Here is an 18,667-nt window from a genome sequence, read left to right as displayed (position 1 = left end):
CCGGTGAAGTACCCGGGCCGCCCTGCGACTCATCCAGTTCTACAGACGCCCCGACCCCCTGGCAACGACGCCTCCTACTACAGGCCCTCGCAGACGGGGACCCAAGGACGCTTGCGCAGTCTGGCGGGGTCGGTGCAGGTGGGAGCCGGTTCGAGGGGGCGGTATCGGGTCTTCACACGCTACTAGCCCGGTTCGTATGTGACGTGGGCCCTATGGGGCGCCTCACCTCCGAGGGGCCCGGATCTCACCGAGTGTCATCGCTCGCTCACCTTCAAGAGGCCCGATCGAGTGTCCGAATCGCCTTGGAATCTAACCAAATGAGCAGATCGAGGGCTGGCTTCCATGCGTCCCGCAGCACGGCTTCGAGGGCCGCACGTCCTTCTCCACGGCCACAGCGGAGGCGGAGAGGAGCGTCGCTGCGGCGAGGCTGCCCCAGAGGGCGGTCGGGCCGTGCGGTGCGAGAGCGGTGATGACCGCCGGGGAAACGGCGAGGCCGAAGCCCGTGGAGAGCTCGAAGCGGGCGAGCGTACGACCCAGGACACGGGCCGGGGCGAGCACGGTGACGAGCGCGGTGGCGCTGCCCGCATAGACGATCTCGCCGAGCGTGCAGACCACGGACACCAGGGCGACGGCCGGGGCACCCCAGCCGTCGCCCAGCGAGGTGGCCACGAGGAAGCCCAGGTAGGACACGCTGAGCAGCACCCCGGCGAGAGCCAGCACGGTCCGCCGCGGAAAGCGGGCCATCAGGAGCGTCACCGGGACCTGCAGGGTGACCACCAGCACCGTGTTGGCGACGAAGATGGCCGCCGACCACACCGGGGACGCGTGCAGCTGTGTCACCAGGACCAGGGGCAGCGCGATCTCGGGGACGTTGAGGCAGAAGGCGTAGAGCACGTTCGCCGCCAGCAGGGACCGCATCCGGGGTACGTCCCCGCCGTTTCCGTCCCCACCCTCGGCCGGGGCAGCGGCCGGCTGCGCGCGCAGCCGGACCGACCACGCCAAGGCCGCAGCAGTGAGATAGGCGAGCCCGGTGACGGCTGCCAGCGCCTGCAATGCGGTCGCACCGCCCGCCAGGCAGGCGGTGGCGAGGAGCGCGCCCACTCCCATGCCGGCGTTGCGCAGGGCGCGGCCCGCCGCCAGGGCGGTGTCCCGCTCCCGGCCGTGGGCGACCGTGGCCACGAGGGCGGCATGGGCGGCGGGCCACGCCTGATTGCCGATGCCGAGGAAGAGCGCAGCGGCCGTGAACAGCCAGACGTGCCCCGCCGGGGTGGCCAGCAGCAGCGCCACACCCAGCACCCGCACCAGCATCGAAGCCGCCACGACGGTACTGCGTGCGCCACGGTCGAGCCATCGGCCCACCGCGGGCATGCACACCAGACCCACGACGATGCCGGCCGTCATGGCGATGCCGGCCGCCGGTGCGGACAGCTTCAGCACCAGCACCCCGTAGAGCAGCAGGAAGGGCCGCAGCAGCCCGGTGCCGAGCGCGTCCACGGCCAGGGCGACGGCGTAGCGGGGGCCTCCGGACGCTCGGACGAGGGCGCGGGGCCGGATCTTGAGGGTGCTTGGCATGGCGCCAACGGTGCGTTCGGCCGCCTGAACGGCGACGTCGGTTGACGGAGGTCGTCAATCGACGCCGTCGCCGACCGCGCGGTCGGTGATGATGAGGGGTGACGTTGAGGATCGACATCAGCGGACTGCCGTCCGAGCGACTGCGGTTCGCCGCTTCCCCACTGGCCGAACTGACGGCGATGCTGCACGTGCTGGCCGAGCCCGGGCATCACCCCCAGCTCGCCGGCTGGGCCGGGAAGGTGTGGGCCGGGCTGCCGCCGGAACTGGCCGAGCGGTTGCGGGAGTCGGAGTTCCTCTGGCGTTCCTCACAGGCCGACTTCCTGATCCCCGCGCGGCCCCGGCGGACCCTCGCCGAGGAGTTGGACGACGTGGACCGGCTCGACGACGCGACGTACGTGACCGCCGCGCTCGTTTCCACGTGCGGCAGCCACCAGGTCCCCTTCTCCGCGCCCTCTCCCCTCACCGACGCGACTGCGCGCGAGCGGGCCCTGAACCTGGCGCAGGCCCGCGGTGCGCGCCAAGAGGCCTTCGCGGAACGACTGCTCGCGGACCCGGCCAGCGTACGGGCGCGGGTGCGCCAGACCCTCGAACAGTGCGGCGAGGCATTCTTCGACGCCGCCTGGGCGGAGGTCGCCGTACGGCTCGCCACCGACCTGCGCCTGAAGAACGACCTGCTGAAGCGCCAGGGCCTCGGGGCGGCCCTCGCCTCGGTCTCCGGTGCGGTCACCCTTTCACCGGACGGCGACTGCATCGTCGTGGACAAGCTGCAGGACAAGTCGACCTCCGCCGAAGGCGCGGGGGTCACCTTCATCCCCAGCGTCTTCGGCCGTCCGCACCTGGCGGTGGTCCACGCTCCGGGGTGGCGGCCCGTGGTGCAGTACCCCGTGGCCGAGCCGGGTCCTTCGGAGCCGGTACCGCTGGAAACGGTCACGCTACGGCTGGAGGCGCTCGCCCATCCGGTACGGCTGCGGCTGCTGCGCACCCTGGCCCGCGGCCCGCACACCACCGGCGAGCTGGCCCACGCCTGGGAACTCTCCTCCCCGGAGGTCTCCCGCCACCTCGCCGTGCTGCGCCGCGCGGATCTGGTCACGGCCCGGCGGCAGGGGCGTTACGTCCGTTACGCCCTCAACCTGCCGGACCTGACGGCTCTGGGCACCGATCTGCTGGCGGCCGTACTGCGCTGAGCGGCTCGCGTCATCCGGGTGCCACGCGTTCGTGTGCGGCCTCCGCAGCGCGCGCGGCCGCGCGCAGGGCGGCGCTCGGGTGGGGGCAGCCGTCGAGCAGGGCCCGCCCCTCGTGGAGGGCGGCCCGGGCCACCTCGTGCAGGCCGAGCGGTGCGGCGGCCTGTGCGATGAGGAAGTGTTGCTCAGCGATCTGCGTGCCCTGTCCGAGCTGCCGCCAAGAGATGGACGGGCAGGGCTGTTGCGGTCGATCGCAAAAGAGGGCCAGTTGTTCGGTGGGCTCGGGCGGCGGCGGGCCGTCGAGTGCGGTGACCGCTCGCCGAAGGCTCTGCCAGGCCGCCTCGACGTCGCCCGCACGGCGTTGCAGCGAGGCGAGGTGGGCGAGGGCCGTGCCGCGCTCACCGGAGTCGTCCTGCAGGGAAACGTGGAGGCGGCGCGCCCGGATGGCCTGCCCGAGGTCGCCGAGGGCTGCGAACTGGTGGGACAGGGAAGCCAGCAGGGCCGCATCACGTGGGCCCGTGTCGTCGAGGATGCGGATGAGGGCGGCGCGGGCCAGTTCGGTCTGTCCCTGGCGGCGGGCCAGCTCGGTCCAGGTGAGGTCGTACACGTCGTGCGGGTCCTGGCCGTAGTTCGACTCGTCGAAGTCGGCCGCCCATCGGGTGAGTGCTCCTGGGGACTCGGGGAAACCGCTGAGCAGGAAATGCATGTCGGGGTCGGACTGCCGGACGGACCGCAGCAGGGTGTGGTCCTCCGGCGCGCCGTGCAGGCCGATCAGGACGGCCGCGATGCGGAGTTCCTCGCTGGCGCCGCACGAGGCAGCCTCGTGCTCCAGGAGGCTGCGCAGGAGCGGCAGGTCCTGCGGCTGCCGTTCGTACTGGGCCGCGCGCAGGACGGCCGGCCGCCGTACGGGATCGTCCGCGATCTCGTCCCAGCGGCTGCGGCCGGTCCGCATCAGGGCCAGGTCCGCCCGGCCGGGGGCGAGGACCGCCCGCCAGAGCGGAGGGCGCCGGAGGCGGTCCAGCAGGTCGTAGGCGCAGCCCTCGTCCGCGTTGACCAGGAGGAACTCGGGCTCGGTGCGCAGCAGACACTCCTGGAGGCGCTGCAACAGCTCGCGCCTCGGGAGCCGGCGCAGGCCCAGGCCGCTGAGGAGCGTGCTGCGGTCAGCGTCCAGATCGGGGGCGTAGGAGCTCCGGATCTCGCCCTCGGTCCGGGTGAAGGCCTCGTGCAGCGCCTCGTCGTCCGCCGTGAGGTCGAGATCGGTGCAGTCGCGCCAGCCCGGCAGTCCGATGAGGATCTCCAGCGCCTCCTGCGTGCTGCTGCCGATGAGCCCCGCGCCACCCTCGGAACTTGCGTACAGCACGGCCCCGTCGGCGCACGTGAAGTACGTTCCGCCCGTGTCGTCACCCGCCACGGCCATGAGCGGCGCTCCGCTCGCCAGACGGACCTCTTCGACGTGCTCTGCCCGGCCGGTGTCGAAGCCGAAGGATCCCGCGGCCAGCCGCACCAGATCAGGACGGCGGCGAAGGAGCGTGAGCACGGGGTCCGGACAAGTCATGGCCGGACCGTAACAGGCACCCCTGACGGGGGGGGGACGGCCCTCGGGACGGCATGCGGGCGTCAGCGCCGCGGCATCAGACGGGTCAACGCCGCATCCACCAGGGCGCGGGCGTAGTCGGCGTCCAGGAGGGGGCCCGGGCGGAAGAGGATGCGGTACATCATCGGCGCGACCACGTGGTCCATGACCACGTCGACGGCCGGCGCCTGCTCTCCCCGCGCGACCGCGCGGGCGAGGACGATCTCCACCTGCTCGACGGCGTAGGCGGAGCACTGGCCCGCATTGCTGCTGTCCGGATCTCCGCCGAGTGCGTCACGGATGTAGTCCCGGCCGGCCGTCGAGGACATCTCCTCCAGGAACTGCACGGCCCAGGCCTCCAGGTCGGCGCGCAGGCTTCCCCGGTCGGCGGGGGGTGCCTCGGGGCGGAGTCGCTCCACGGCGACGTCGGAGAGGAGTTCCGTCATGTCGCCCCACCGGCGGTAGATCGTCGAGGGCGTCACCCCGGCCCGCTTGGCGACGAGAGGCACCGTCAGCGCTGCCCGCCCGACTTCGGATTCCAGCGTGCGTACGGCCTCGTGGACCGACTGCTGGACGCGGGCGCTACGACCTCCCGGGCGGGGTTTGGGCTGTGGGCTCATGCCGGTCACCTTAACGCTGAATATTCGCTTCAGGAGTGACGGCAGCGAGCGGGGCGGGGCCGCGCAGCAGCTCGTAGGCCTCGCCGACGCGCAGGACCGTGGCCTCGTCCAGCGGGCGGCCCATCAGCTGCAGGCCCATGGGCAGGCCGGCGGTGTCGAAGCCGGCCGGTACGGACAGTGCGGGCAGGCCGGTGATGTTGGCGGGGGCTGCGAGGCGGACGTACGCGTCGGAGACCGACTCGACGGTCCCGTCGGCCCATCGGAAGCTTTCCTGCCCGGCCCTGGCCGCGGTGGCCGGGACGGTGGGGGCGGCGATGACGTCGACCTCTCGCAGCAGGCCGTTCCACGCCTCGCGCATGAGGGTGCGGGTGCGCTGGGCGCGCAGGTAGTCCGTGGCGGGGACCAGCGCTCCCGCTTCCAGGAGGACGCGCACGTCCGGGCCGTACAGCTCGGGCGTGGTGTGCAGGTGCTGTTCGTGGTAGGAGGTGGCCTCCGGGACCATCAGCCCCCACTGGGTGGCCTGGATGTACGCGCTCATCGGGATCTCCACGTCCACCAGGCGGGCGCCGAGGTCCGCCAGGCCTTGGAGGGCCTTGCGGACCGCCGCTTCCACCTGCGGGTCCACGTGGTCGAAGTAGTGGTTGACGGGGACGCCGACGCGCACGCCCTCGAGTACCGCATCCCCGCGCGATACGTGGGCCTCGTAGCGGCGGTCGAGGCCGGCCGGGTCGCCGGGGTGGTGCCCCACGAGGGCGTCCAGGACCAGACCGGCGTCCCGTACGGTCCGGGTGAGGGGGCCGACGTGGTCCAGGGACCAGGACAGGGAGGCGATCCCCTGGCCGGGCACCAGTCCGTAGGTGGGCTTGAGGCCGACCACGCCGGTCAGCGCGGCGGGGACCCGGATGGAGCCGCCGGTGTCCGTGCCCAGCGCGAAGGTCACCGCCCCCGCCGCCACAGCGGCGGCCGAGCCTCCGCTGGAGCCTCCGGGTACGTGGTCCAGGTTCCAGGGGTTCCGCGTCTGCGGGGTGGTGAGGCCGTAGGCGAACTCATGGGTGTGGGCCTTGCCCACGAGGACTGCGCCGGCCCCCTTCAGCCGGGCCGCCACGGCACTGTCCCGGGCGGGCACCCGGCCGGCGCGGACCGCGGAGCTGGACGTGGTCGCCACGCCGGCGGTGTCGATGAGGTCCTTCAGCGCCATGGGGATGCCGTGCAACGGGCCCCGGCGGCGGCCGGAGAGGATCTCCCGGGCCGCTTCGGCGGCCTGGACCCGTGCGGCCTCGGCGACCACGGTGACATAGGCGTTGACCTCCGGGTCGACGGCTTCGATGCGCGCCAGCACCGAATCGGTCAGCTCCACCGGCGACAGGTGCCCCTGCTCCAGGGCGGCGGACGCCTCGGCCAGGGTCAGCTCGTAGGGCTCCATCTCCTTCACCGCCCCTGGGAGTCGGCGCGGTAGGCGGCGGCCGGCGGGGTCTCCGCCAGGTCGAGCTCACGCAGCCTGCTGATGACGCCGAGGACGTGGTGCGCCGTAGCAGCGACGGCAGCATGCCTGTCGCTGCCGAGGGCCAGGCCGGCGCGCATCGCCGACTCCGCGGCCCCTTGGGGCGACAACGGGGGAACGGGCACGGCTGAAGTCCTTTCCGGGCAGCGGCACTTGCGCACCGCATCGGCCCCGCGGGGAGGAAGCGGGAGCACCCAATAGCTAAACATTCGCGTTAGGGCACGGTAGGCCAGGTGACCATCTAACGCAAACATTGCGCTTTAAGTCACACATTAACGCTCATCCATTGCGTTAGCCCGGCGAGCGCGTACCTTAAACGCAATATCTCAGCGTTAAGGGGTGGCGATCATCCGTACCCGCCCCTCGCCCCTCCTCCCCGGCAAGAAGGCGACCCATGACCTCGCACGTGACAGCGCCAACCCCCGGAGCGCTGCGCCCCCTCCCCACATGGACCGTGGGAGACATCACCGTCCGCCGCATCGACGAGGTGGAGCTGCCCCCGGGTACGGGACCTTGGCTCCTGCCCGGGGCAACGCCCGACGTCGTGGCCGAATCCCCCTGGCTGCAGCCGGACTTCGCCGGAGCCGACCGGATCCTGCGCCTCGCCAGCCACACCTTCGCCATCGAGGCGGACGGGCTGCGGATCCTCGTCGACACGGGCATCGGCAACGGCAAGGACCGCGCCAACCCCGCATGGCACCGGCTCCGTACCGACTACCTGGGCCGCCTGGAGCAGGCCGGCTTCTCCCCCGAGGCTGTCGACCTCGTCATCCTGACGCACCTCCACACCGACCACGTCGGCTGGAACACCCGGTCACACGAGGGAACTTGGGTCCCCACCTTCCCCGAAGCCCGCTACCTCGCGAGCCGCACCGAGTGGGACCACTGGGCGTCCGTGGACATGGAGGAGCACAGGCAGCAGATGTTCCGCGATTCCGTGTACCCCGTCCACGACCACGGCCTCCTCGACCTCGTCGACGTACCCGCCGACGGGCTGGACATCGCCCCCGGCATCACCCTCGTCCCGACCCCCGGCCACACCCCCGGCCAGGTCGCCGTACGCCTGACCAGCCGGGGGGAATCGGCCCTGATCACCGGCGACTGCATCCACCACCCGGTCCAGCTCGCCGAACCCGCGATCCACAGCCAGGTGGACATCGACCCCTCCCAGGCCGAGGCCACCCGTCGCGGCCTCCTCGCGGACCTCGCCGACACCGACGTCCTGCTGCTCGGCAGCCACTTCCCCCCGCCGACAGCGGGCCTCGTCCGCACCGACGGCGCCACCTACCGCCTGCACCCCGTCCCGTCCCGGCCCGGCATGCCTACGGGTGCCGCCGAGCGGTCCCGGTCAGCGGTCGGCCGCGAGGATCAGATCGGCCGCGAGGTGCGGACAGCTACGGGTGTGCCAGGTCACCGACAGCACACCACCGGCAGCTGACAGCGTCCTGGCCGCACCGTCCTGGTCCGTGGCCTTGCAGTGCGGGCAGACGAGAATCCTCGGACGGTCGATCTCGAACACGGCCCTCACACCCTTTCGCGCCGGCAGGACTGGTGCACCGGCTTAGGCCAGAACTATCAAATCTGCGACCGTTCAGCCCCCTTACTGGCGGGTATGCACCGCGATTTCGCCACATGCGCTGCCGTCCGGGCGCAGTCGACCCTGGAAAGCGGGGGGAGCGCGGGGAATCAGGGGTCTCCGCGCTCCCCGACAAAGACCCGTGCTGACGGTTCAGACACGTCGGGGGCGGTGGAGGAGGGTGTGGAGTCCCCGGGCCCGCAGGGCAGCTCGGGCTGCGTTCGCGCCCGGTGCGCCGTGGACCCCTCCGCCGGGATGGGCGGCCGCGGAGGCGAGGTAGAGGCCCTTGACGGGCGTCTCGGGCCTGCCGGTTCCAGGAGTGGGCCGGAAGATCGCCTGCTGGTGCAGGGCGGTGGTGCCGTTGTTGATGGCGCCGTTGTGGAGGTTCTCGTCCATGGCCTGGAGCGTGGTGGGAGCCAGGATCCGGCGGGCTCTGACGAGCGCGCGGAAGCCGGGTGCGAAGCGTTCCACCTGCGCTTCCATCCGGTCCGCCATGGCCTCCTGCTCACGGGCGTCCCATCGGCCGGTGATGCCGTCGGAGCCCGCATCGGAGGTGATGCGCTGCGGCACGTGGGTGTAGGCCCACGCCGATTCCGTGCCCGCGGGTGAACGGCTGGGATCCGCCGTGGTCATCTGGCCGAACAGGGCGAAGGGCTCGTCGGGGACCTGTCCCATGGCGACCTGGGAGGCGAACCGGGTCAGGCCGTCGACGCCGTCGGCCACGTGGACCGTTCCCGCCCCGGCGGCCCGCGGCGCCGCCCAGGGCACCGGGGCCGTCAGCGCCCAGTCGACCTTGAAGGTCGCGAAGTCCCAGTGGAAGCGTTCCAGGTCCCGCAGCAGGCGGGGCGGCAGGTGCTCCTCCCCCACGAGCTCCCGGTAGAGGGCCGGCGCCGAGGTGTCCGCGAGCACGGCGCGCCGTGCGCCGACGTCGTCCCCGCCGGCCGTCCTGACCCCCACGGCCCTGCCGCCCCGTACGACGACGGAGGTGACGCGTTCCCCGCAGCGCAGGACGCCTCCGCGCCGCCGGAGGCGGTTCACCAGCGCCGCGGTCAGCGCGCCCGCGCCTCCGACGGGGACGGGGAAGCCGTGGCTCTGTCCCAGCATGGACATCAGCCAGCCGAAGCCGCCGCTGCCCGCGGATTCCGGGGCCAGGTCGGCGTGCAGGGCGTTGCCGGCCAGCAGCAGCCGGCCGCCCTCCCCCGTGAACTCCTCCTCGCCCAGGCGCCGCACAGGCAGGGCGAGGTTCCGGGCCAGCCTGAGACCGTCGGCGGCCCCCAGCCTCGCCGCCAGCCGGAGCCCCGCGCGGACGGGCGGAAACGGGGTGAACAGGGCCCGGACCAGATCGGGCCCGACCCTGCTCCAGACCTCGTACATGCCCCGCCAGGCATCGCCGTCGGCCGGCGCGAAGCTCCCCAGCCCGGCCGCGGTCTCCCCCACCCTGCGTTCGAGCACGGCGCACCGGCCGTCCAGGAGGGGGTGGGCCAGTACGCGCGGGGCGTGGCTCCAGCGCAGACCCTCGGCGGTGAGGTCGAGGCGGGCCAGGACCGGAGAGGCGGCGGCCAGCGGGTAGAAGGCGCTGAACAGGTCCGAGACGTAGTCGGGGTGCACACCGCGGTCGCTGCGCACCGCCCCGCCGGGCTCCGGCTGCGCCTCCAGGACCTCCACGCTCCACCCGGCGTCCACCAGCACGTTCGCCGCCACCAGCCCGTTCGGGCCCGCGCCGATCACCACCGCGTCAGGCATGGCGGGCCCCGTCGTCCTGCTGCTCGACGACCCGGGCCAGGCGGGCCAGCATCCCTCTGTGCCGGAGCTGGAGCAGGGCTTCGAAGGCGGGGTTGTGAAGCGTTCCGCCCAGGCCCCTCAGGGGGTGCTCGTCGCAGACGACCAGGGTCTCCTCGCCCCACGGCCGCAGCTGGAGGAAGATCCTCGCCGTGCCCAGGGCCTTGAACGAGGCCTCCAGTTCCAGCTCCCGGCCGGATTCCTGGTGGCGGACCGTCGTCACGCCCTCGGTCGACCAGGGGCCCAGCCGCACGGTGTACCGGAGTCGGGAGCCGACCTCGGGCCAGGCGTGATCGAGGGGCGTGGACGAGGACGGGCCCACCACCCACTCCCCGTACAGGCCCGCGTCGGCGAGCACGGCCCAGACGGCCCGCGGGCGGGCGTGGATCAGCTGATGTCGGACGGCCATGGGAGGTTCCTTCTGCCGGTACGGGCTCGGCCGGGGCTGCGTCACCCCGGCGCCGCCCCGGCGCTATCCGGCGCTGCGCTTGCCGGGCGGGTCCTGAGGATCCACCCCCGTCGAGGCGGAGGCGTCCTTCGTCCCGCTGGGCCGCTGGGAACGGCCACGCGGGCCCGTGTCGTGCATGCCCTTCTCCCCGGAGGGCTTGCCCTGGTCCTCGCCACGCGTGCCGTGGCTCTTGACGGGCTTGCCGTGGGGGTTTCCCGCCTCTTCTGCGGAGACGGTCCGACCTGGGCCCTTGGCGGGCGCGTGCGTGTCGGGATGGAAGGAACGATGGGCGCTCGGGTTCTCCTGCTGACGGGTCTCGTCCACGTCCGGCGACCACCCGTGCTGCTCGGTGCCCTCGAAGCGACTGGGACCCTTGCCGTGCCTGGGCTGGGACGGCTTCGGCTGCTTGGTCATGGCCTGGCCTGCTGTCTGTCTCGGGTCGGGCGCGCCGGTCCGGGCACGCCCACCGCTGGTCTTGCCATGGTCCCACCGTTCAAGTGGGCGGTCACGTCGGCTCCGAGCGGAGGCGCGGACGGAGGCGCGGACGGAGGCGCGGACGGAGGCGCGGGCTGAGGGCGGTGCGGCAGGCCGGGTCCTTCGGCCGGGCGGCGCCCTGGCCGGCGGTGGGTCCGCCCGGCCAGGTGCCCGTCATGCGCCGGATGGCCACGGCGCCGGAGCGCTCGACGGCCGCCTTGACCAGGGCGACGCCTTCACCGGCGCCGCCGACTGCGCCACACCAGCACGCCGACGGCCAGAGTTGCGCCGGCCACGAGCAGCGGCCCGCGATTGCCGCGCGCCGCGGTCGCGGCCCGGCCCGCCGTGTCGAGAACGGCGTCAGGGGTCTGCTCCGCCGCCGACCGACCCGCGCGGGACGCGGCCGAGGCCACCCGCTCGGAAGCCTCGGCGGCCCGTTGCAGCACGGGGTCCGGGACCTTGTCCGTCAGCACCTGGGCGGCGTGGTGGGCCTTCGCGCGGATCTGTTCGGTGACGAGGGCGGTCTTCTCTGCGGCTTGCTCCTTCACGGCGGCTGCCTTCTCCTTCGTCTGTGCCTTCACGTCGGCCTTGGCGGCCAGTGCCTCGACGGTCTGCCCGAGTTCGTCACGGGTGCGCTCGACCTGCTCACGCAGTTCGTCGGGGGTGGGCGTGCCGATATTCGTTCGGGATTCGTCAGTCATCGGTGCGCCTTCTCCTTGATCTCGGCCAAGTCGGCCTTCACGCTGTCGATGGTCTGTTCCGGGACGGGGCTGCCCGCTCGGGCGATCTGCTTCTTTCCCGCCACCGCGGCGACCCCGGCGGCGACCGCGAGCACCCCCGTGAGGACGAGGGCCGCGGCCCATACGGGCAGTACCAGTGCGAGGGCTGCGATGCAGGTGGCGATCAGGGCCTGCGCGGCCAGGATTCCGATCAGGCCCGCCGCGCCGAAGAGACCGCCGCCCTTCTCGAAGCGCTTTCCCTTCTCGGTCATTTCGGCCCGGGCCAGCTGCATCTCCTCGCGGACCAGCTCCGAGATCTGCCGGGAAGCACGCGAGACCAGCACGCTCACCGGTGCGTCGGTGCCGTGGGTCTGCCGCTCTGCCGTGCTCATTGCGTGTCACCCTGCCTTCGTCTTGTGTCGGAGCAGCCGCTCCTCAACGAGAGGCGGACGCCACTGTCACGGTGCGCGGCTACCCCGTAATCGCCCGGGCACCCGTCCGACCCGTCACTGCTCCATGCGGTGTCGGTCCTCGTCGCTCCACGCACGGGTGTCACGGGGCCTGACGTAGGGCACCTCGTCCTCGGGCATCCCGCCGGCGATCGCTCGCTGACGGGTCAACTCGGCGTCGAACTCCAGCCCGAGGAGGACCGCGAGATTGGTGATCCACAGCCAGACCAGGAAGACGATCACGCCGGCGACGGTGCCGTACGTCTTGTTGTACGAGGCGAAGTTGGCCACGTAGAAGGCGAAGCCGGCGGAGGCGATCATCCAGATCAGCAGCGCCAGGAGGCTGCCGGGCGTCACCCACTTGAATCCGCGGCCCTTGGCGTTCGGGGCGGCCCAGTACAGGAGCGCGATCATGATCGTGACGAGGAGCACCAGGACCGGCCACTTCGCGATCGACCACACCGCCAGGGCGCTGTCGCCGATCCCGATGGAGGTGCCGACGTAACGGGCCAAGCCCCCGGTGAAGACGACGATCAGCGCGCTGGCACACGCGAGGACCATCAGCGTCACGGTGAGCACCAGGCGCAGGGGCAGCACCTTCCAGACGGGCCTGCCCTCGGGGACGTCGTAGACCGCGTTGGAGGCGCGGATGAACGCCGCGATGTAGCCGGAGGCGGACCACAGGGCCACCACCAGCCCGACGACCGCCAGCAGCGATCCGGCGCCGCTGCGGCCCTGCAACTGCTCCACCGCGTCACTGAGCACGTCCCTGGCGGAGCCGGGGGCCAGCTTCTGCACGCTGTCGAGCACCTGCCGGGTCGCCGACTCGCCGGCGATGCCGAGCAGGGACACCAGCACCAGCAGTGCGGGGAACAGCGCCAGCACTCCGTAGTACGTCAGGGCCGCGGCCCGGTCGGCCAGTTCGTCGTTCTGGAACTCCTTGGCCGTCCCGCGCAGAACTGCCCGCCATGAACGCGCGGGGAGTTCGGTGGGCTGATCCGGAGCCCGCTCCTCGACCTGCGCGTCGGGCCCCGGCGGTCCCGCGTCGGCATCGGGCTCGCTGTCGGCGCCCTCGCGGTGGCTGCCGGGGTCTCTGTTCGGTGGGAGTGTCATACCCAGCGGCTTTCCAGTCCGACGCAGGTCATGTCAGTGGAGACGGCCTAGAGCCAGCCGTTGCGGCGGAAGGCGCGGTGGAGGAGGCCTGACGCCAGTGCCATGAGCCCGAGGGCGAGGGGGTAGCCGTAGGTCCAGCCCAGTTCCGGCATGTGGGCGAAGTTCATGCCGTAGACGCCGGCCACCATGGTGGGGATCGCGAAGATCGCCGCCCACGCCGAGATGCGCCGCATGTCGTCGTTCTGCCAGGTGCCCACCCGGGCCTGCTGGGCGTCCAGGACGGAGTTCAGCAGCTCGTCGAGCGTGCGCACCTCGATGTCCGTGCGGTGGAGGTGATCGGCCACGTCCCGGAAGTAGGGCAAGGCCTTCGGCGGGTGCCTGCCGTCACCCGGCCCGCCCAGAAGCCCTTGCAGCACCGGAACGAGCGGCTGCACCGCGTCACGGAACTCGCGCACCTCGCGCTTCAGCGAGTAGATGCCTTCGGTGTGGTCCACCCGGGAAGTGGAGAAGACCTGGTCCTCCAGCCGGTTCAAGGCGGCACGAACCTTGGCGGCTGCCTCGCCGTAGGCATCGACGACGACGTCCAGGACGGCGTGCAGGACCGCCCAGGGGCCGAAGCGCAGCTTGTCCGGATCGGCGTCGAGCCGCCGGGCGGCCTCGGCGCAGGGGTCCACCTGCCCGTGCCGCACGGTGAGGACGTACCGGGGCCCGACGAAGAGCATCACCTCGCCGGTCTCCACCGCCTCGTCCTCCTCGACGTACCAGAGCGTCTTCAGCGCGACGGCCAGGACGTCTCCGAACCGCTCGGCCTTCGGACGCTGCCGGGCGTTCACGGCGTCCTCGACGGCGAGGACGTGCAGTCCCAGCTCTTCGGCCAGTTGCACGAGCTCGTCCTCGGCCGGGTCGATCAGGCGCACCCAGCCGAATTCTCCCTCCGCAAGCCCGCCCAGCCTCTTCAGCAGCCGTCGGCATGCCTCGTCGTCCAGGCCGCACTCGACGCTCTCGGACGAGCCCGACCGCTCCTCGTACACCATGCATTCCATAAGCCGCACATGCTTCGAAGGCCCGGCTTCATGCGCGTGCGACATCAAAGAGGGGTGTGCGGGTAGCCGGACATCATGAACACCGAGACGAACACCCCGCTCCGTGCCGTCGCGCTCGTCTGCACCCTCACGCCGTCCCCCTCCCCGTCCAGCTCTCAGCTGCTGGCCGAACAGACGATGGCCGCCCTCGCGGATCACGGCGTCACGGGCAAGACCATCCGGATCGCGGACCACGACGTGAAGCCCGGTGTGGAGACGGACATGGGCGACGGCGACGCCTGGCCCGGGATCCGGGACACGATCCTGGGCTGCGACATCCTCGTCCTGTCCACGCCGATCTGGCTGGGCCACGCCTCCAGCATCGCCCAGCGGGTCCTGGAACGGCTGGACGCGGAGATTTCGGAGACCGACGACGAAGGCCGCATGCTCACCTACGGCAAGGTCGCCGCGGTCTGCGTCGTCGGCAACGAGGACGGCGCCCACAAGGTCAGCGCCGACCTCTTCCAGGGGCTCAACGACGTCGGCTTCTCCCTCGCCCCGAACGCCGTCACCTACTGGGTCGGCGAGGCGATGCAGGGCACCGACTACCAGGACCTCGACAAGACCCCGGAGAAGACCGCCGCCACCACGGCCACCCTCGCCGCGAACACCGCCCACCTCGCCCGACGCCTCAAGGCAGCCCCCTACCCGGCGAGCTGACCCGCTGCTCGAACCTGCGCGACGACCCGTACGGCCATGGATCGTGGGTAGGGGCCGCGCATGACTGCTCTCGAAACATTCGCGGCCGAAGGCCAGGCTTCGCTCTTCCTCATCCTTGCCGGAGTCGTCCTGGTCGCGCTCCTGATCGGTGCCTTCTGGTACGGCAGCCGCCGCAGGCGCCGGGAGACACCGCCGACCGGGCAGAACCCCGTCGCACAGCGCCGCGAGGACTCCTGGCAGACGCCGGACGAAAGCACACGCGACCAGCGGGGCGAGGAGCGTCCCCCCACGTGAGCCCGGGCCCCGTTTTCAGTGGGCGCAAGGCAGACCGACAGACCGTCAGAACCGCACGCCCCCGCTTGGGGGCGGCTTCTCCTGCCCTGCCGCAAGGATAAAAAACAAATAAGAATCGAATGCATGGCCTGGATGCGGTCGGGCACACGGTGCTTCGGAGGTTGATAACTATGGTTCCCCTGCTTCTCGTTCTTCTGCTGGCCCTGATTCTTTTCGGCGCGGGTTTCGCGGTGAAGATTCTCTGGTGGCTGGCCATCGCAGTCCTGATCCTTTGGCTGATCGGATTTGTCGCCCGGCCGAAGGGGGGTAGCGGCCGCTGGTACCGCTGGTAGCCGTTGGACGACAGCGCAGTTCAGAGAGTGCCTGGTGGTGGCCGGTCACCCCCCTTCCCTGGGGGGTGACCGGCCACCACCATGTCGGCGTCTGCGGACCCTCGCGAAACCGTGAGTGCTGAAAGCGGATATTACGGGTATCCGGAGGGCAGCCGGGGTGGTCGCCGTGATGCAGCAGGGAACCTGCTCACCTCCAATGATCGACGGCCGCCCCGGTCCGAATTTCGATCCGGGTGCGTGAAGTCCGAACGGCGGGGCAAACGGAGTTGAGGCGGAACGCAGGACTCCCGCCGAGCACGACGTACGGAACAAGGAGGATCGGCGGTCAATCCATTTCCCGCCGTCCCCCGTTGACCGGAGGAGTTGTTTTTCGCGTGACTGAGCATGTGTGGAGTTACCAGCCGACCTCGGGCCACCTGGCCGGTACGGATCTGACCGGGTACAAGGTCGAGGCGACCGACGGCAGCATCGGCAAGGTCGACAAGCACTCCGACGAGGTCGGTGACGCCTACCTGGTGGTCGACACAGGTGTCTGGATCTTCGGCAAGGAGGTCCTGCTGCCGGCGAGCACCGTCGTCAGGATCGACCCGGAGGACAAGAAGGTCTTCGTCGACCGCACCAAGGAACAGATCAAAGACGCCCCCGAGTTCCACCGGGACAAGCACCTCGGCGACGCCGGGTACCGGGAGGAACTGGGCACGTACTACGGCACCGGCGCCCCCTTCGGCGGCCGCCCCGCCTGATCCCGATCCCGCACGACGCGCCGGTCCCGGCACCCCTCTGGGTGCCGGGACCGGCGCGTTGCTGCCGCGCTGCCACGCTTCCCGGCCACCGCCGCGAACGGCAGAAGAGGCCGGCCGACCCGCAGGACGTCGCGGCCGTCGCCGGATCCACCAGCGACACCCCCGCCTGCCTACCCGTGCTCCAGGCCATGACGTGGACCCCGATCGGGAAGCCCGTCGGCACGGCACGGCTCGTGTCCGCTGCCAAGCCGAAGCCGGCAGTCGAGAAGGCGACCGAGGAGGACAAGGCGAGGGCCGCGGAGGCTGCCCTCGGCACGACGTTCACCGCCGTCACCGCGGCACAGGCCGACAAGCTCGGATGACGGTTCGCTCCTTCGCCGCTCGGCGGGCGCGGCGCAGCACATCCTTGCGGTGCCGCATGGCGCCACGCGTGGCGCCATGCAGTACGGCTTGGCACCACCTGACGCCATCCGGCGCCATCTGACGTCACTCGACGCCAGCCACGCCACCGCCTCCCGAGCGAACTCCAGCCCGTTTGCGCAGCTCAGAGGCCTCGCAGCACCCTTCGGCCCCGCCGAGACCGGCATGCGGCTTGCACGTGGGGCCACTATGGTGCCATCATGGCGCCATGGACCTCACTCCGCATGTCGACAGCCTCCGCCGTGAGCTCGCGGTGGCCGCCGAAGCCGGCGGCGACCAAGCCCGTGAGCTGGCCGAGCGGCTCACCGCTCCCCTGGAGTCGGCGACGCGGCTGACCTTGCTCAACGTACTCTCCGCCGCGATGGACGAGGTCACCCGCGAACTCGCCCCCGGCTCGGTCGACGTACGACTGCGCGGCGTCGACCCCGACTTCGTGGTGACGCGGCCGCCCGTGGACGGCGGCGCGGCCGCGGAGCCGGCCGCGCCCGTCGAACCGCTCAGGGCGCCGGCACCCGCCGAGGGCGACGAGGGTGGCACCGCCCGCGTCAATCTGCGTCTGCCGGCCCACCTCAAGGCGCGCGCCGAGGAGGCGGCGAGCCGTGAGGGTCTTTCCGTCAACGCGTGGCTCGTACGAGCCGTATCGGCCGCGGTCGACGGCGACACCCGGCCGCGCACGACGGCCAGGACGACCCAGACCGTCGGACAGAGCTTCACGGGCTGGGTGCGCTGACCGCACCCCGCCCGCACCCGCACCACCTCACACCCGCACCACCTCACACTCACACCACGTCCCACCAGCGGGGGCGTCCTGATGACCCAAGAGGACGGGACAGCCATGCCTTCTTTCGACACTTCCGAACCGATCTCGGTCGCCGCGCGCGTGGAGGCCGGTTCCATCCAGTTCAGCGCGGGCGACCGCCTCGACACCGTCGTCGAGGCGCGCCCCCGCGACCCGAAGCGGGAGCAGGACGCACGGGCCGCCGACCAGACCGAGATCACGTACGCGAGCGGCGTGCTGACCGTCAGGACGCCCAAGCCCAATCTGTTCGGCCGCACCGGCATCGTGGACGTGACGGTCGAACTCCCCACGGGCTCGGGCATCGACATGACCGGCGCCTGGGCCCAGGTGCTCGGCGAGGGCCGGCTCGGCGAGGTCCACGTGAAGACTTCGTCCGGCGACGTCCGCCTCGACACCACCGGCCCGCTGAAGCTGACCGCGGCGCACGGCTCGATCACCGTGGAGCGCGTCGAGGGCCCGGCCGAGATCACCACGAGCTCCGGCAGCCTGCGGGTCGGCCTCATCGACGGCCCGGCCGTCCTGAAGAACTCGCACGGCACCACGACCGTCGGAGCCACGACGGGCGAGCTGCGGGTGAGCGGCGCCAACGGCGACATCGAGATCCGGCGCGCCGGGGACTCGGTCACCGCCACCACCGCCCACGGCGCCCTGCGCGTGGGTGAAGTAACGCGCGGCAGCGTGCAGTTGGAGACCTCCTACGGCTCCATCGAGGTCGGTGTCCGCGAGGGCACGGCCGCCTGGCTCGACGTCAGCTCAGGCTCCGGCCAGGTACGCAACACGCTCACCTCGTCCGAAACCCCGGAGGGGTCGGAGGACACCGTCAAGGTCCGCGCCCGCACCCGGCACGGCAACATCGACGTCCGCCGCGCCAAGGCCTGACCCGCCGGAACCTGCCTCGGCTCCCTCACACCCCCCACTCCCCCATTCACTTCGTCCTCGAACGGGAGGGCCCCATGCCTTCTTTTGTCATGCCCACATCCAGGCAGGGTGAAGGTCGACCGTCACCGGCCGCCATCTCCGCCATCGGTCTGCGCAAGTCCTACGGCGACAAGCTCGTCCTGGACGGGATCGACCTCCACATCCCGGCCGGCACGGTCTTCGCCCTCCTCGGCCCGAACGGCGCGGGCAAGACCACCGCCGTGCAGATCCTCTCGACGCTCATCTCCGCCGACAGCGGTCAGGCCCAGGTGGCGGGTCATGACCTGGCCTCCGACCCGCAGAGGGTGCGGGCCTCGATCGGAGTCACCGGCCAGTTCTCGGCCGTGGACGGCCTGATCACCGGTGAGGAGAACATGCTCCTGATGGCGGACCTGAACCACCTGCCCAAGCGCG

At 71.6% G+C, this 18,667-nt stretch carries 22 protein-coding genes; 10 read left to right on the top strand and 12 right to left on the bottom strand.

The features are described 5' to 3' along the window. Positions 1–309: 309 nt before the first annotated feature. Entirely contained in the window at positions 310–1,572 is a 1,263-nt protein-coding gene (locus IO30_RS0137120; RefSeq protein WP_037896302.1) for an MFS transporter, read from the bottom strand. 98 nt (positions 1,573–1,670) lie between these two features. Between IO30_RS0137120 and IO30_RS0137115 the strand changes: the two genes are divergently transcribed. Further along, a complete protein-coding gene (locus IO30_RS0137115; protein WP_031150641.1) occupies positions 1,671–2,756 on the top strand; it encodes a DUF5937 family protein in 1,086 nt (361 codons plus the stop codon). 10 nt (positions 2,757–2,766) lie between these two features. Here the strand turns inward: IO30_RS0137115 and IO30_RS0137110 are convergent, their stop codons facing one another. From IO30_RS0137110 to IO30_RS0137095, 4 genes are all read right to left on the bottom strand, one after another. After that, the gene (locus IO30_RS0137110) at positions 2,767–4,308 is read right to left on the bottom strand and encodes a tetratricopeptide repeat protein (protein ID WP_157853452.1); all 1,542 of its coding nucleotides are present in this window, start codon (positions 4,306–4,308) and stop codon (positions 2,767–2,769) included. A 62-nt stretch (positions 4,309–4,370) separates the two neighbouring features. Continuing rightward, positions 4,371–4,946 (bottom strand): TetR/AcrR family transcriptional regulator, encoded by a 576-nt coding sequence (locus IO30_RS0137105; protein ID WP_031150637.1) that lies wholly within the window; start codon positions 4,944–4,946, stop codon positions 4,371–4,373. Between the two features lie 10 nt (positions 4,947–4,956). Further along, positions 4,957–6,369 (bottom strand): Asp-tRNA(Asn)/Glu-tRNA(Gln) amidotransferase GatCAB subunit A, encoded by a 1,413-nt coding sequence (locus IO30_RS0137100; RefSeq protein WP_031150635.1) that lies wholly within the window; start codon positions 6,367–6,369, stop codon positions 4,957–4,959. 5 nt (positions 6,370–6,374) lie between these two features. Next, complete coding sequence (locus IO30_RS0137095) at positions 6,375–6,572, bottom strand: hypothetical protein (RefSeq protein WP_031150633.1); 198 nt, start codon at positions 6,570–6,572, stop codon at positions 6,375–6,377. Positions 6,573–6,841: 269 nt separating this feature from the next. Here IO30_RS0137095 and IO30_RS0137090 point away from each other — a divergent pair, with 269 nt between their 5' ends. Continuing rightward, on the top strand, positions 6,842–7,885 hold the full coding sequence (locus IO30_RS0137090) for an MBL fold metallo-hydrolase (RefSeq protein WP_078904925.1): 1,044 nt from the start codon (positions 6,842–6,844) through the stop codon (positions 7,883–7,885). 291 nt (positions 7,886–8,176) lie between these two features. Here IO30_RS0137090 and IO30_RS0137085 read toward each other — a convergent pair whose 3' ends face one another. The 7 genes from IO30_RS0137085 to IO30_RS0137050 all read right to left on the bottom strand — a co-directional run bounded on the left by IO30_RS0137085 (position 8,177) and on the right by IO30_RS0137050 (position 14,048). Further along, a complete protein-coding gene (locus tag IO30_RS0137085) occupies positions 8,177–9,766 on the bottom strand; it encodes a phytoene desaturase family protein (RefSeq protein ID WP_031150629.1) in 1,590 nt (529 codons plus the stop codon). Further along, entirely contained in the window at positions 9,759–10,211 is a 453-nt protein-coding gene (locus IO30_RS0137080) for an SRPBCC family protein (RefSeq protein WP_031150627.1), read from the bottom strand. Before IO30_RS0137080 ends, IO30_RS0137085 begins: the two co-directional genes overlap by 8 nt. A 63-nt stretch (positions 10,212–10,274) precedes the next feature. After that, entirely contained in the window at positions 10,275–10,664 is a 390-nt protein-coding gene (locus IO30_RS0137075; RefSeq protein ID WP_031150625.1) for a hypothetical protein, read from the bottom strand. A 296-nt stretch (positions 10,665–10,960) separates the two neighbouring features. Further along, positions 10,961–11,425, bottom strand: a complete 465-nt coding sequence (locus tag IO30_RS0137065) for a DUF3618 domain-containing protein (RefSeq protein WP_031150623.1) — start codon at positions 11,423–11,425, stop codon at positions 10,961–10,963. Next, a complete protein-coding gene (locus tag IO30_RS0137060; RefSeq protein WP_031150619.1) occupies positions 11,422–11,835 on the bottom strand; it encodes a phage holin family protein in 414 nt (137 codons plus the stop codon). The genes IO30_RS0137065 and IO30_RS0137060 overlap by 4 nt, the downstream gene beginning before the upstream one ends. A gap of 114 nt (positions 11,836–11,949) precedes the next feature. Further along, positions 11,950–13,005, bottom strand: coding sequence for a YihY/virulence factor BrkB family protein (locus IO30_RS0137055; RefSeq protein WP_031150617.1), 1,056 nt, complete (start codon positions 13,003–13,005; stop codon positions 11,950–11,952). Positions 13,006–13,052: 47 nt separating this feature from the next. After that, positions 13,053–14,048, bottom strand: a complete 996-nt coding sequence (locus IO30_RS0137050) for a magnesium and cobalt transport protein CorA (RefSeq protein ID WP_031150616.1) — start codon at positions 14,046–14,048, stop codon at positions 13,053–13,055. A 75-nt stretch (positions 14,049–14,123) separates the two neighbouring features. On the opposite strand from IO30_RS0137050, the gene IO30_RS0137045 reads away from it, so the two are divergent. The 8 genes from IO30_RS0137045 to IO30_RS0137010 form a co-directional block, all read left to right on the top strand. Then, positions 14,124–14,747, top strand: a complete 624-nt coding sequence (locus IO30_RS0137045; protein ID WP_031150615.1) for a flavodoxin family protein — start codon at positions 14,124–14,126, stop codon at positions 14,745–14,747. A 60-nt stretch (positions 14,748–14,807) separates the two neighbouring features. Further along, positions 14,808–15,041 (top strand): DUF6479 family protein, encoded by a 234-nt coding sequence (locus IO30_RS0137040; protein ID WP_037896294.1) that lies wholly within the window; start codon positions 14,808–14,810, stop codon positions 15,039–15,041. Positions 15,042–15,211: 170 nt separating this feature from the next. Then, on the top strand, positions 15,212–15,373 hold the full coding sequence (locus IO30_RS0137035) for a hypothetical protein (RefSeq protein ID WP_031150611.1): 162 nt from the start codon (positions 15,212–15,214) through the stop codon (positions 15,371–15,373). 374 nt (positions 15,374–15,747) lie between these two features. Next, a complete protein-coding gene (locus IO30_RS0137030; RefSeq protein ID WP_037896291.1) occupies positions 15,748–16,116 on the top strand; it encodes a PRC-barrel domain-containing protein in 369 nt (122 codons plus the stop codon). A 188-nt stretch (positions 16,117–16,304) separates the two neighbouring features. Continuing rightward, positions 16,305–16,478, top strand: a complete 174-nt coding sequence (locus tag IO30_RS45775) for a hypothetical protein (protein WP_157853451.1) — start codon at positions 16,305–16,307, stop codon at positions 16,476–16,478. 266 nt (positions 16,479–16,744) lie between these two features. Continuing rightward, complete coding sequence (locus IO30_RS0137020) at positions 16,745–17,266, top strand: toxin-antitoxin system HicB family antitoxin (RefSeq protein WP_031150607.1); 522 nt, start codon at positions 16,745–16,747, stop codon at positions 17,264–17,266. 105 nt (positions 17,267–17,371) lie between these two features. Then, on the top strand, positions 17,372–18,214 hold the full coding sequence (locus tag IO30_RS0137015) for a DUF4097 family beta strand repeat-containing protein (RefSeq protein WP_031150605.1): 843 nt from the start codon (positions 17,372–17,374) through the stop codon (positions 18,212–18,214). Positions 18,215–18,303: 89 nt separating this feature from the next. Further along, positions 18,304–18,667 (top strand): ATP-binding cassette domain-containing protein (locus IO30_RS0137010; protein ID WP_031150603.1); only part of this gene is annotated, 364 nt, incomplete at its 3' end.

The sequence above is a fragment of the Streptomyces xanthophaeus genome, from assembly GCF_000725805.1.
In the GTDB taxonomy this organism is placed as follows: Bacteria; Actinomycetota; Actinomycetes; order Streptomycetales; family Streptomycetaceae; genus Streptomyces; species Streptomyces xanthophaeus.
Note: the sequence above shows the minus strand (reverse complement) of the source record. Positions and strands in the feature narration are given on the sequence as shown.